11 protein-coding genes are annotated in these 13211 nt (G+C 73.6%); 7 read left to right on the forward strand and 4 right to left on the reverse strand.

All coding sequences use genetic code 11. From position 1 onward, the window contains the following. Positions 1-126: 126 nt before the first annotated feature. Both LTT61_RS23350 and LTT61_RS23355 read right to left on the reverse strand, forming a co-directional pair. The gene (locus LTT61_RS23350) at positions 127-1629 is read right to left on the reverse strand and encodes a phospho-sugar mutase (protein WP_233016192.1); all 1503 of its coding nucleotides are present in this window, start codon (positions 1627-1629) and stop codon (positions 127-129) included. Beyond that, positions 1630-2409: a purine-nucleoside phosphorylase gene (locus LTT61_RS23355; RefSeq protein ID WP_233016193.1), complete on the reverse strand. Its 780-nt coding sequence runs from the start codon at positions 2407-2409 to the stop codon at positions 1630-1632. It abuts the gene before it with no gap. 106 nt (positions 2410-2515) lie between these two features. On the opposite strand from LTT61_RS23355, the gene LTT61_RS23360 reads away from it, so the two are divergent. The 3 genes from LTT61_RS23360 to LTT61_RS23370 all read left to right on the forward strand — a co-directional run bounded on the left by LTT61_RS23360 (position 2516) and on the right by LTT61_RS23370 (position 5789). Continuing rightward, positions 2516-3223: an enoyl-CoA hydratase-related protein gene (locus LTT61_RS23360; RefSeq protein WP_233016194.1), complete on the forward strand. Its 708-nt coding sequence runs from the start codon at positions 2516-2518 to the stop codon at positions 3221-3223. Between the two features lie 179 nt (positions 3224-3402). Next, positions 3403-4608: a M20 family metallopeptidase gene (locus LTT61_RS23365; protein ID WP_233016195.1), complete on the forward strand. Its 1206-nt coding sequence runs from the start codon at positions 3403-3405 to the stop codon at positions 4606-4608. A 17-nt stretch (positions 4609-4625) separates the two neighbouring features. Beyond that, a complete protein-coding gene (locus LTT61_RS23370; RefSeq protein WP_420094827.1) occupies positions 4626-5789 on the forward strand; it encodes a M20 family metallopeptidase in 1164 nt (387 codons plus the stop codon). Here LTT61_RS23370 and LTT61_RS23375 read toward each other — a convergent pair. Continuing rightward, on the reverse strand, positions 5786-6265 hold the full coding sequence (locus LTT61_RS23375; RefSeq protein WP_233016197.1) for a gamma-glutamylcyclotransferase: 480 nt from the start codon (positions 6263-6265) through the stop codon (positions 5786-5788). The genes LTT61_RS23370 and LTT61_RS23375 overlap by 4 nt on opposite strands. A 172-nt stretch (positions 6266-6437) precedes the next feature. Here LTT61_RS23375 and LTT61_RS23380 point away from each other — a divergent pair, with 172 nt between their 5' ends. From LTT61_RS23380 to LTT61_RS23395, 4 genes are all read left to right on the forward strand, one after another. Further along, positions 6438-7853, forward strand: a complete 1416-nt coding sequence (locus LTT61_RS23380) for an NAD(P)H-quinone dehydrogenase (RefSeq protein ID WP_233016198.1) — start codon at positions 6438-6440, stop codon at positions 7851-7853. A 255-nt stretch (positions 7854-8108) separates the two neighbouring features. Beyond that, entirely contained in the window at positions 8109-9146 is a 1038-nt protein-coding gene (locus LTT61_RS23385) for a hypothetical protein (protein ID WP_233016199.1), read from the forward strand. A 69-nt stretch (positions 9147-9215) separates the two neighbouring features. Beyond that, positions 9216-10346: a hypothetical protein gene (locus LTT61_RS23390; RefSeq protein ID WP_233016200.1), complete on the forward strand. Its 1131-nt coding sequence runs from the start codon at positions 9216-9218 to the stop codon at positions 10344-10346. A gap of 78 nt (positions 10347-10424) precedes the next feature. Further along, positions 10425-11612, forward strand: a complete 1188-nt coding sequence (locus LTT61_RS23395; RefSeq protein WP_233016201.1) for a PLP-dependent aminotransferase family protein — start codon at positions 10425-10427, stop codon at positions 11610-11612. Here the strand turns inward: LTT61_RS23395 and glpK are convergent. Continuing rightward, positions 11594-13093, reverse strand: a complete 1500-nt coding sequence (gene glpK / locus LTT61_RS23400) for a glycerol kinase GlpK (protein ID WP_233016202.1) — start codon at positions 13091-13093, stop codon at positions 11594-11596. The two genes, LTT61_RS23395 and glpK, sit on opposite strands and share 19 nt — an antisense overlap. Positions 13094-13211: the final 118 nt, after the last annotated feature.

Here is a 13211-nt window from a genome sequence, read left to right on the forward strand (position 1 = left end):
GACGCGAGCCGGGCGCGAACCCGGTGCGGGGGGGTGTGCGAGGACGGCATCGAGCCCGGTAGTTGCGGTGTTGCGGGGGTGTGGTCAGGTGTTGCGGGGGTGTGGTCAGGTGTTGCGGGGGTGTGGTCAGGTCGGTTGTAGGGCGGTGCAGAAGTCGCGGAGGGCGGCTAGGCGCTCGGCGGCGGCCTTTCTGATGTCGGCTAGGGCGGTGGCGTCGGGGACCGGGCGGACGACCTCGAGGTAGCACTTGAGTTTGGGCTCGGTGCCGGAGGGGCGTATCACGATCCGGTCGCCGGCGCCCTCGAGGACGAGGGCGTCGGTGCGCAGCGGGCCGCGGGTGGCGGCCAGGTCGGTGTAGCGCACCGGCGCGCCCGCGACCCGCTCCGGCGGGGCGGCGCGCAGCGCGGCGACGACGGCCGCCGCGGCCTGCTGGTCGGCTAGGCGGAGCGCGACCTGGTCGCCCGCGTGCACGCCGAACTCGACGGCGAAGCGATCCAGGTCGGCGAGCAGGGTGCTGCCCGCGGCGCGGCGCCTCGCCACCAGGTCGGCGGTGAGCACGGCGGCGGAGACGCCGTCCTTGTCCCGGACGGCGGCCGGGTCGACGCAGTGCCCGATGGCCTCCTCGTAGGCGTAGACCAGCCCGTCCCCGGCCCTGGCCAGCCACTTGAAGCCGGTGAGCGTCTCGGCGTAGCGGGCGCCGCGCGCGGCGGCCACCCGGCCGAGCAGCCGGGAGGAGACCAGGGTGGTCGCGACCAGGGCGTCCGCCGGGGCGGTGCGCAGCACGTCGGCGCCGAGCAGCACGCCGGTCTCGTCGCCGCGCAGCATGCGCCAGCCGTCCGGGCCGGGCAGGCCGACGGCGCAGCGGTCGGCATCCGGGTCGAGCGCGATCGCCAGGTCAGCCCCGACCCGCTCGGCCAGCGAGAGCAGCAGGTCGGCCGCGCCCGGCTCCTCGGGGTTGGGGAAGGCGACGGTGGGGAAGTCCGGGTCCGGCTCGAACTGCTCGGGCACCACGTGCACGTCGTCGAAGCCCGCCGCGGCCAGTGCGCGCAGCGCCACCGCGCCGCCGACGCCGTGCAGCGGGGTCAGCGCGATCCGCACCGGCGCGCGTTCGCCCGGCCCGCCGATCCGCTCCGGGATCCCGGCCACCCGATCCAGGTACGCGGCGAGCGCACTGCCGTCGGCGGGGGATACCGCGGTCCGCGGGATCGGCTCGGTGACGGCCCGGATGGCGCGCTCGATCTCGGCGTCGGCCGGGGCGACCAGCTGGGCGCCGCCCTCCAGGTAGACCTTGTACCCGTTGTCCGCGGGCGGGTTGTGCGAGGCGGTGATCTGCACTCCGGCCACCGCGCCGGTCGCGCGCACCGCGTGCGCGAGCACCGGGGTCGGCAGCGGCTCCGGCAGCAGCGTCACCGGGAATCCGGCCGCGGCGAGGATCTCCGCGGTCACGGTGGCGAACTCCGCCGACCCGTGCCTGGCGTCCCGGCCGACGACGACGCGCCCGCCGCCGAGGCAGCGCTCGCGCAGCCAGGCGGCCAGCCCGGCGGTGGCGCGCGCGACGGTCACCGCGTTCATGCCGTCCGGCCCGTCCCGCAGTGGGCCGCGCAGCCCGGCGGTGCCGAAGCGCAGCATCTAGAGCCGCTCCAGGATGCCGCGCAGCAGCTTGCCGAGCCGCGGTGCGGCGGCATTGCCCTCGGCCAGCACCTCGGCGTGCGAGAGGTTGGCTCCGGTCACCCCGGCGGCCAGGTTGGTGACCAGCGAGATCCCGAGCAGCCGGACGCCGAGCGCGCGCGCCGCGATCGCCTCCAGCACGGTCGACATGCCGACCAGGTCGGCGCCGATGGCGCGCAGCATCCCGATCTCGGCGGGCGTCTCGTACTGCGGGCCGATCAGCCCGGCGTACACCCCCTCGGCGAGGCTCGGGTCGACCTCGCGGGCCAGCGCGCGCAGCTCCGGATCCCAGGCGTTCACCAGGTCGACGAAGGCGGGGCCGGTGAGCGGGGTGCGGGCGGTGAGGTTGAGGTGGTCGGCGATGAGCACCGGCTCGCCGACGGCCATGCCGTCCCTGATCCCGCCCGCGGCATTGGTGAGCAGCACGGTCTCCGCGCCCGCCGCCACGGCGGCGGTCAGCGGGACGACCACCTCGGCGGGGGAGTACCCCTCGTACAGGTGCTGGCGGCCCATCAGCAGCAGCACGTCGGCGCCGCCGACCCGCACGGAGTGCACGGTGCCGACGTGGCCCTGCGCGGTCGGCATGCCGAAGCCGGGTAGCTCCGGCATCGGCACCGACGCGGCCGGCGTTCCGATCTCCGCGGCCGCGTCCTGCCAGCCCGACCCGAGCACCACCGCGACGCGGTGGCGCGCTACCCCTGTCCGCTCGGCGATCACCGCGGCGGCCTCTTCGGCAAGCATGGGGTCACGATAGTCGGGGGCGGTGCGCGCTTCGGCTCCGGTGTGGCGCCGGTCACCGCCCTATCTCGGCTACCCGTCGGTAGGGTCGCCCGGTTACGCTGCGCGCATGCCTTATCTGGAGCGCCGGGGTGACGTGTTCGTGCTGTACCTGGGATCGGAGGAGCAGAACGGGGCGGACGAGGAGAACCGCTTCCACCCGGACGTGCTCGCCCGGCTGAACGCGCTGCTCGACGAGGTCGAGGGCTCCGAGGGGCCCGCGGCGCTTGTCACCACCGCCACCGGCAAGTTCTTCAGCAACGGCCTGCACACCGACTGGCTCTTCGCCAACCCCGGCGAGATGCACGGCTACCTGGACAGCGTGCACGCGCTCTACACGCGGCTGCTCACCTTCCCGCTGCCCACCGTCGCCGCGGTGAACGGCCACGCCTTCGGCGCGGGCGCCATGCTCGCCACGTCGCACGACTTCCGGGTCATGCGCGCCGACCGCGGCTACTGGTCGCTGCCCGAGATCCACCTCGGCATGCCCTTCACCGTCGCGATGAACGCGCTGCTCACGCACCGGCTCACCAACCAGGTCGCGGTCAAGGCGATGACCACCGGGCACCGCTTCGGCGCCGACGAGGCGATCTCGGCGGGGATCGTGGACACCAAGGCCGGGGCGGACAGCGTGCTCGATATCGCGGTCGAGCAGGCCGCGGGGCTCGCGGCCAACCGCAAGCCGAACCTCGCGGTCATCAAGCGCGCCCTGCACGGCGCCGTCCTGGCCGACCTCGCCGCCCCCACCACCCCGGAGAACCTCGCCTTCGGTGTTTGATTGTCGCGCCTTCGGCGCGACGGGTTGCGCGCCCTTCGGGGGCTCACGTCCGAGCGGTCGAGACTCGCGCCTGCGGCGCATGCGCTTCGACCACTCGGACGCGAGCCGGGCGCGCAACCGTTCTGCGCACGCTGGGTTGAACAGGCGGTAACCGCGGGGTTAGTGCCAGACTGGTCGGCATGCCTGTGACCGACGCACCGACGGACGGTGCCGTCGCGCGGGTACACGCGTCGGTCGAGGCCGCGAAGGACCGGCTGGTCGGGCTCTCGCACGCGCTGCACGCCGATCCGGAACTCGCCTTCGACGAGGTGCGCAGCACCGCGCGGACGATCGAACCGCTGCGCGAGCGCGGCTTCGCGGTGCGCACCGGGGTCGCCGGGCTGCCCACCGCCTTCCGCGCGGTCTACGGCAGCGGCGAGCTGACCGTCGGGCTGTGCGCGGAGTACGACGCGCTGCCGGAGATCGGCCACGCCTGCGGGCACAACGTCATCGCGGCCGCCTCGGTCGGCGCCGGGCTCGCGCTCGCCGACGTCGCCGACGAACTCGGGCTCACCGTCGTCGTGCTCGGCACCCCGGCCGAGGAGAGCGGTGGCGGCAAGGTGATCATGCTCGACCACGGCCTCTTCGACGACCTGGCGCTGGCCATGATGGTGCACCCGGGCCCGTTCGACGTGGTCGGCGCGCGCTCGCTGGCGCTCAGCGACATCTCGGTGCTCTTCCACGGCCGCACGGCGCACGCCAGCGCGGCGCCGGAGCGCGGCCGCAACGCGGGCGACGCCGCCACCATCGCCCAGGTGGCGCTCGGGCTGCTGCGCCAGCACCTCGGCCCCGGCCAGCAACTGCACGGTATAGTCAACGACGGTGGCGTGGCCCCCAATATCGTGCCCGGACGTGCGGAATTGCTGTATTACCTCCGCGCGGCCGATTCCGCGTCACTCGACGATCTGACGCGCCGGGCGTCGGATTGCTTCGCGGCGGGCGCCCTCGCGACCGGCTGCACCCACGAGATCCGGACGCTCGCGCCGACCTACACCGAGCTCACGCCCGATCCGGCCCTGCTCGCCGTGTACCGCGAGCAGATCACCGGCCTCGGCCGTACGCCGCTTCCGCCGGAGTTCGAGGCGCAGCGGCCGCTCGGCAGTACCGACATGGGCAACGTCACCAATATCGTCCCCGGCATCCACCCGGTGATCGGCATCGAGGCGGGTGGCGCCGTGACGCACCAGCCGGAGTTCGCCGCGGCGAGCGTCACGGCCTCCGCGGATCTCGCGGTGCTCGACGGTGCGGTCGCGCTGGCCTGTACCGCCGTGGCCGTTGCCCGCGATGAGCAACACAGGAGCAGTCTGTTGCAACGACTCGTTCGACGACAGGAGGACATTCGGTGAGCACGAGCGGTCATCTGGTGCGATCGGGCCGGAACGTGGTGGACACGTGGCTGGCCGAGCACCAGGTGGACCTGGTCCAGTGGCGCAGGCACATCCACGCGAACCCGGAGCTGTCGAGGACCGAGTTCGCGACCACGGAGTTCGTCGCCACGTGGCTGACCAAGGCGGGGCTGGCGCCGCGCGTCCTCCCCGGCGGCACCGGCCTGCTCTGCGACATCGGCCCGGACGGCCCGCGGATCGGGCTGCGCGCCGACATGGACGCGCTTCCGCTGCAGGAGTTCACCGGTCTCCCGTTCTCCTCCACCGTGCCCGGCGTCTCGCACGCCTGCGGGCACGACGCGCACACCAGCATCCTGCTCGGCACCGCGCTGGCGCTGGCCGAGGCCGAGCTGCCGGTCGGCGTGCGGTTCGTCTTCCAGCCCGCCGAGGAGGTCATGCCGGGCGGCGCGATCGATGTCGTCGCCACCGGGGCCATGCAGGGCGTGGAGCGGATCTTCGCGCTGCACTGCGATCCGCGGCTGGAGGCGGGCCGGGTCGGGGTCAGGGTCGGGGCGATCACCTCGGCCGCCGACACCGTCGAGCTGGTGCTCGACTCGCCCGGCGGGCACACCTCGCGCCCGCATCTGACCAGCGACCTGGTCTATGCCATCGGCACCGTCATCACCGGGCTGCCCGGGCTGCTCAGCCGCCGGATCGACCCGCGCACCAGCACCGTCATGGTCTGGGGTGCGGTGAGCGCGGGCAAGGCGCCGAACGCCATCCCGCAGACCGGCATGCTCACCGGCACCGTGCGCACCGGCGACCATGCCACCTGGGAGCTGCTGGAGCCGCTGGTCCGCGAGATCGTCGACGCGCTGCTCGCCCCGACCGGCGTGCGCTACCAGCTCAACTACCGGCGCGGCGTGCCGCCGGTGGTGAACGACGAGCGCTCCACCCGAATGTTCGAGGCCGCGATCAACGACCTCGGGCCGGGCGCGCTCGCCGACACCATGCAGTCCGGCGGCGGCGAGGACTTCTCCTGGTACCTGGAGGAGGTGCCCGGCGCCATGGCGCGGCTCGGCGTCTGGTCCGGCCAGGGCGACCCGCTCGACCTGCACCAGCCCACCTTCGACATCGATGAGCGCGCGCTCGCCGTCGGCGTGCGCGTGCTCACCGGTCTCGTGCTGCGGGCCGGGCGCTAGACCGAGAAGTTGCCCGGCCCGACGTTGCGGCTGTTCCTTGTCCGCAGCGCGTGTACGTAGTCGGCGGGGGCGCCCGACTTCTCCGCCGCGTCGGCCATCACGCCGATGTAGCGCGCGGAAGGCAGGCCGCCCTCGTACGCGTCGAGTACGTAGAGCCAGGCCAGCACCGGCTCGGAGCCGCTGCCGGTGCTCGGGGTGACCCGCAGCCGGATCTTCCGGTGGATGCCGAAGTCCGAGCCCTCCCAGCGGTCCAGCCGCTCCTCGTCCTCCGGGGAGACGTCGTAGAGCACGACGAAGACCCGTGAACCCGGCTCCTCGACGACGGTTGCCAGCGGGCCCTCCCAGCCGATGTCGTCACCGGCGAAGGTCAGCCGCCACCCCTCCAACCAGCCCGTTCCCGACAGCGGGGAGTGCGGACAGCGCTCTTGCATCTGTGTGGAGTCCATGTTGGATCCGTAGGCGGCGTATATCGGCACCCGGAGAGCGTATCCAATGTCGCCGCCGAGGCCACCGGGTCCCGCCGGACCGGCTCGACATCCGGCGCGGCGGGGTCGCCGCGCGGGCTGGCGCGCCGGTCCGAGCTCGGCCGATTACGGTTGTCCACGGAGCTCCGGAGATCCCGGGACCAGCAGCAGCGAGAGGTGACCCATGACCCGCATCGCGATCATCGGCGGCGGCCCGGCCGGCTACGAGGCCGCGTTGGTGGCGGCGCAGCACGGCGCGGCGGTGACGCTGATCGACTCGGACGGCATCGGCGGCGCCTGCGTGCTCTGGGACTGCGTTCCGTCGAAGACCTTCATCGCCTCCACCGGCATCCGCACCGATCTGCGCCGGGCCCGCGATCTCGGCATCACGCTCGACCCGAAGCAGGCCGGGGTGCGGTTGCCCGAGGTGAACCAGCGCGTCAAGGCGCTGGCGCTGGCGCAGTCGTCGGACATCCGCTCCAAGCTGCAGGCCGCCGGGGTCACCCTGCTGCCCGGGTACGGTTCGCTGCAGGAGCCGGTCGGCCGGGCCGAGCACCGGGTACTGGTGCGTGACGCCGCCGACGCGGACGCCGCCGGTGCCGAACGAACCGTCGACGCCGAGGTGGTGCTGATCGCCACCGGCGCGAGCCCGCGGGTGCTGCCCGGCGCGGAGCCGGACGGCGAGCGCATCCTGACCTGGCGGCAGCTCTACGACCTGGCCGAGCTGCCGGAGACCCTGGTCGTGGTCGGCTCCGGCGTCACCGGCGCCGAATTCGTCTCCGCCTACACCGAACTCGGCGTCCGGGTGAAGCTGGTCTCCAGCCGCGACCGGGTGCTGCCCGGCGAGGACGCGGATGCCGCGCTGGTGCTGGAGGACGCGCTCGCCGAGCGCGGGGTCGAGCTGGTCAAGCACGCGCGGGCGGACGCCGTGCAGCGCACCGCCGACGGCATCGTGGTCACGCTCTCGGACGGGCGCACGGTCACCGGGTCGCACGCGCTGATGACCGTCGGCTCCACCCCGAACACCGACGGGCTCGGGCTGGAGAAGGTCGGGATCGAGCTGGACCGCGCCGGCTACCTGCGGGTGGACCGGGTCTCCCGCACGCCGGTCACCGGGATCTACGCGGCGGGCGACTGCACCGGGCTGCTGCCGCTGGCCTCGGTCGCGGCCATGCAGGGGCGGATCGCGATGTACCACGCGCTCGGCGAGGGCGTCAGCCCGATCCGGTTGAAGACGGTCTCCTCGGCGGTCTTCACCCGGCCGGAGATCGCCACCGTCGGCGTCAGCCAGACCGCGATCGACAACGGCGAGACGCCGGCCCGCACCGTCATGCTGCCGCTGAACACCAACCCGCGCGCCAAGATGTCCGGGCTGCGCCGCGGTTTCGTGAAGATCTTCTGCCGCCCGGCCACCGGCGTGGTGATCGGCGGCGTCGTGGTGGCGCCGATCGCCTCCGAGCTGATCCTGCCGATCGCGCTCGCGGTGCAGAACAACCTGACCGTGAACGACCTGGCCCAGACCTTCTCGGTCTATCCTTCGCTCACCGGATCGGTCATCGAGGCCGCGCGACAGCTCATGCGGCACGACGATCTGGACTGAGCCTCGCGCGAAAAGCAGGTATCACCTGTGTGAACACTGTTGTGCGGCAGGGCGGTTGACAGGGCGGGGGCGCTACGCTCCACATTGCCCCTGTCGGACAACTGTGGTTCACTCCGTTACGGAGACGTGATCGGCGGGTTGGTCGCGGCGTTTCGGGGTTTGGGGGGTTTCCTCCGGGAACGGCCGTGTGCCTCCCGCACGGAAAGGGATAAGCGAAAAGTGAAACATCGTAAGCCGAGCCGGGCGCAGCGAGCGATGGCGAGCACCTCGCTGCCGTTGGCGACAGCGGCAGCCGTGGCCACCTTCTTCGCGGCGCCGGCGGGGGCAGTGCCGAACGATCAGCCGAGCACGCCGGCGACGCCCGCACCGGTCCAGCCGGGCACCAACGCGACACCCGAGCAGCAGCCGCAGACGCAGCAGCAGGGCCCCACCCAGCCGGGCACCGGCCCGCAGAGCCAGCAGCCGCAGACGCCGGAGAGCAAGCCGACGCCGAGCCAGCCGGGTGTGACCACGCCCGAGCAGGATCAGGCGCTGCCGGAGAAGACCGACCCCAAGCTCAACCGGCCCACCCAGCCCGGTGTGACGACGCCGCGCGTGGCGCCGCTGCCGGTGCCCGGCCAGGAGGGCCAGCCCGCGCCGGGGCAGCCCGCGCCCGGCGCCGCCGCACCGGATCAGGCGCCCGGTGCGCAGGATCAGCCAGCCGGCACCCCGTCCGCGCCTGGCGCGGCGCCGCAGGCGAGCCCGGGCACCGCACCGCAGAGCGGCGGCCAGGCCGACTCCGCGCCCTCGCAGACCCTGGTGCAGCCGCGCTACGAGGCGCCGCGGGTGGACGCCGCCCCGGCCGCGCCGGTGGTCGAGATGACCGGCCCGCACGCCGAGATCGGCGCCGCGATCGACGGCGGCGCGCTGCTCCCCGGCTACGTGGCCAACACCCACCACTTCAGCAACGAGGCCGGCTACGTCGGCACCGTCGGCTACAACACGCCCACCGGCTCCGGCGAGGCCGGTGTGTCGGTGGAGTTCGTGGACAGCAACACGATCCACGTCTCCAGCTTCACCGGTGGGGAGGGGCTGGCGGACGCGAAATCCAGCGTCGTCCTCGACACCACGCAGGTGAACCTGGCCAAGGCGGCGGTCGAGGACTGGATCAAGGCCCAGCCGGGCGGCGCCGCCGCGCTCGATGCGGCCGCGCAGGTTAAGCTTCCGCCGATCGTGCCGCCGGGCGACACCGCGCCCACGACGGTCGACGTGGGTGGCGTCACCACGCAGTGGGGTGGTTCACTCCAGTACTGACACGTACCGATTGACGGGGTGGGGCGGTCGTTCGCGGCCGCCCCATTTCGTGCGTTCGAGAGGATTGGTGTGGGCTCCGAGGGTGATGCCAGAGGCAACGAGTCCGGCCGTGTGCCCGGCTTCGGCCCGCCGGTGCACGGGAGCGCGGGTGCCGACGAGAACGGCGCGGGCGCTTCCGGTTTCGGGCCTCCGGTGGACGGCGGCAAGGACGAGCCGGCCACCGGGTCGGGCAGCGCCTTCGGCGCGCCGATCGGGCCGGGGCACATCCCGGGCTGGCAGCCGCCAGCCGGGTCGCGGCCGGAGGTCGGCTGGCGCCCTGCGGGCGGGCTGCTACCCGCGGGCGGGAGCGCCGAGAGCGCCCCGCGGCCCGCGGCCCCGTCCACGCCGTTCGGCGAGGGCGTCACCGGCGCCGGGGATCGGCCCGCGGGCCCGTCCGCGCCGTTCGGCACGGGCGGCGCCGGTGCGGACGGAGACGATTCGGCTGCCCCGACCGTGCGACACCAGGTGGCCCCCGCCCCCGCCGCGCAGCCGGACGCCGAGCCGCCGCAGTGGTGGAACCAGTCGGACGAAGGGGGCGGCGTGCCCAAGCCGCCGCCGGTCGCCGCGGACGGCCTGGCCTGGTCCGACGACCCCATCGCGCGCAGGCTCGCGCCCGGCGGCTCGGCCGTGGTCGAGCGGGCCCCCACCACCAACCGCGGCACCCTGTACGGCGCGCTCGCGGCGGCGCTGGCGCTGCTGGTCGCGGTGGTCGTGATCGTGGTGACGGTGCGCGGCGGCGGCGACTCCGATCCGGCGGTGGCCGCCCCGGTGCCGAGCACCGCCGCGCTGAGCTGCCCGGCCGCCGAGGACGGCACGGTGACGGTCGGCAACGGCACCGGAACCACCGAGTCCGGCGCGGGCGCCGTGCTCGGCTTCCAGTACGCCTTCTACGTGGAGCGCAACGGCGAGCGGGCGCGCAGGTACGTCGACCCGGACGCGGCCAACATCTCCTCCGCGCAGGTCATCCAGAGCGCCATCGACGAGCAGATCCCGGTCGGCACCACGCACTGCCTGCGCGTCACCGAGCTCGCCACCGACACCTTCGAGGTCGACCTCACCGAGCACCGCCCGGACGGCGTGACCACCGTCTACCAGCAGACCGTCACCACCGTCGTCAAGGAGGGCAGGCATCTGGTGCACTCCATCGACAACCGGCCCTGATTCTCGCTATCTGAGACGCAGTTTCATATCCTGGTAATCCGTGCGACAGTGGAAAGCACATCGCACGGAGGTATCGCCATGTCGCCAACCGCTCCGCCGCTGGCCGGGAAGCTCGCCGGGCTGCGCAGCTCCGCCATTCGTGACCTGCTGGAACTCACCGAGCGGCCGGACGTGCTCAGCCTGGCGGGCGGGCTGCCGGACGCCGCGCTGATGCCGAGGCAGCGGATCGCGGCCGCGACCGAGGCGGCGCTCACCGACGCGCGCAGCCTGCAGTACACCGGCTCGCCGGGCTGGGGCCCGCTGCGCGAGGTGCTCGCCGCGCGCGAGTCGGCCAAGCTGGGGCGGGCCGTGCCGACGGCCGAGGTCTTCGTGACGCACGGCTCGCAGCAGGCGCTCGCGCTGCTGGCCGATGTCCTGCTCGACCCCGGCGCGCTGGTCGTGGTCGAGGACCCGGCCTACGTCGGGGCGCTCCAGGTGTTCCGCGCGGCCGGTGCCAGGATCGCGGCGATCCCGCTGGACGACCAGGGCATGCGGCTCGACCTGCTCACCGAGTTGCTGGCCCGCGGCGAGCGCCCGGCCCTGGTGCACACGGTGAGCACCTTCCACAACCCCGGCGGGGTCACCATGAGCGCCGCGCGCCGCGCCGAGCTCGCCGAACTCTCTGCCGCGCACGGCTTCTGGGTGATCGAGGACGACCCGTACGGTGAGCTCTGGTTCGACGGCCCGCCGCCGGCGCCGGTGGCCGCGCACGGGGGGAACGTCATCCGGCTCTCCAGCGCCTCCAAGATCCTCGCGCCCGCGCTGCGGGTGGGCTGGATGGTGGCCCCGGTCCGGGTCGCCCGCGCGGTGGAGCTGCTCAAGCAGGGCGCCGACCTCTGCGGTTCGGCGCTCACCCAGCAGGTCGCCGCCGAGCTGCTCGCCGACGAGCCCTGGCTGGCCGGGCACGTGGACCGGGTGCGCGCGGCCTACGGGCAGCGGGCGAAGGCGCTGGTCGGGGCGGTGCGCGCGGAGTTCGGCGCCCGGCTGCGCTGCACCGACGCGGCGGGCGGGATGTTCGTCTGGGGCGAGTTCACCGACGGCACCGACACCGCGGCGCTGCTGCCCGCCGCGGTCGAGCAGGGCGTGGCGTTCGTGCCCGGCGCGGCCTTCGCGGTCGAGGCGGGGTACCGCTCCGCGCTGCGCATGTGCTTCACCACCTCGGACGCGGCGTCGCTCACCGAGGCCGTCGCCCGGCTCGGCCGCGCGGCTCAGTCGGCCCAGCTGTAGGTGCGCTCGACCGCCTTGTTCCAGGCGGCCAGGTGCCCGGCCCGCTCGTCTTCGCCCATCTCCGGGTGCCAGGTGGTGTCGGCGGACCAGTTCGCCCTGATCTCGTCGGTGCCGGACCAGTACCCGACCGCGAGCCCGGCCGCGTAGGCGGCGCCGAGCGCGGTGGTCTCGTTCACCACCGGGCGCACCACCGGCACGCCGAGAATGTCGGACTGGAACTGCATGAGCAGGTCGTTGCGCACCATGCCGCCGTCCACCTTCAGCGTCGTGAGCTCCAGCCCGAGCCGCTGTGATTCGGCGTCGGCGCGCATGGCGTCGACCACCTCCCTGGTCTGGAAGGCGGTGGACTCCAGCACCGCCCGCGCCAGGTGCGCCCGGTTGACGAAGCGGGTGAGCCCGGCGATCACGCCGCGCGCGTCCGGCCGCCAGCGTGGCGCGAAGAGCCCGGAGAAGGCGGGCACGATGTAGGCGCCGCCGTTGTCGGCGACGCTGCGCGCCAGCGGCTCGATCTCGTCGGCGGAGGCGATGATGCCGAGGTTGTCCCGGAACCACTGCACCAACGAGCCGGTGACCGCGATAGACCCCTCCAGCGCGTACACCGCGTCCTGCTCGCCGAGCCGGTAGCAGACCGTGGTGAGCAGCCCGTGGTTGCTCACCACCGGCACCGTCCCGGTGTTCAGCAGCATGAAATTGCCGGTGCCGTAGGTGTTCTTGGCCTCGCCCGGCTCCAGGCAGGCCTGGCCGAAGGTGGCCGCCTGCTGGTCGCCGAGGATGCCTGCGATCGGCACCCCGGCCAGCGGGCCGGACTCCGGCACCGCGTACACCTCGGACGAGCTGCGGATGGCGGGCAGCACGGCGGTCGGGATGCCGAAGTCGGCGCAGATCTCCCGGTCCCAGTCCAGCGTGCGCAGATCCATGAGCATGGTGCGCGAGGCATTGGTGACGTCGGTGATGTGCTCGCCGGTCAGGTTCCACAGCACCCAGCTGTCGATGGTGCCGAAGCAGAGCTCGCCCGCCTCGGCGCGGGCCCGCGCGCCCTCGACGTGGTCCAGGATCCAGCGCAGCTTGGGGCCGGCGAAGTAGGTGGAGAGCGGCAGCCCGGTGCGCTCCTGGTAACGGTTCGGCCCGTCCGCGCCGCCGAGCTCGACGCAGAGCTTGTCGGTGCGGGTGTCCTGCCAGACGATGGCGTTGTGGATCGGCTTCCCGGTCGCGCGCTCCCAGACGACGGTGGTCTCGCGCTGGTTGGTGATGCCGGCGGCGGCCAGGTCGTCCGGGCCGAGCTCCAGGTCGCGCAGCACCTCGGTGACCACGGCTTCGGTATTGCGCCACAGGGTTTCGGCATCGTGCTCGACCCAGCCCGGCCGCGGGAAGATCTGCTCGTGCTCGCGCTGGGCGACGCCGATCACCGCGCCGCCGCGGTCGAAGACGATGCACCGGCTCGACGTCGTTCCCTGATCGATGGCGGCCACGTAGCGACGCATCCCCGCAGGCTACTGGATGCCCGGCGCGCCGGGCGTCACATCGCGGGGGTCGGCGGAGATGGCTAGGGTGGGTCTTGTTACCGGCGGGTAGCGGAGGCTGGGGCGGCACACCGCCGCC

This window comes from Nocardia asteroides, assembly GCF_021183625.1.
Taxonomy (GTDB): Bacteria; Actinomycetota; Actinomycetes; order Mycobacteriales; family Mycobacteriaceae; genus Nocardia; species Nocardia asteroides_A.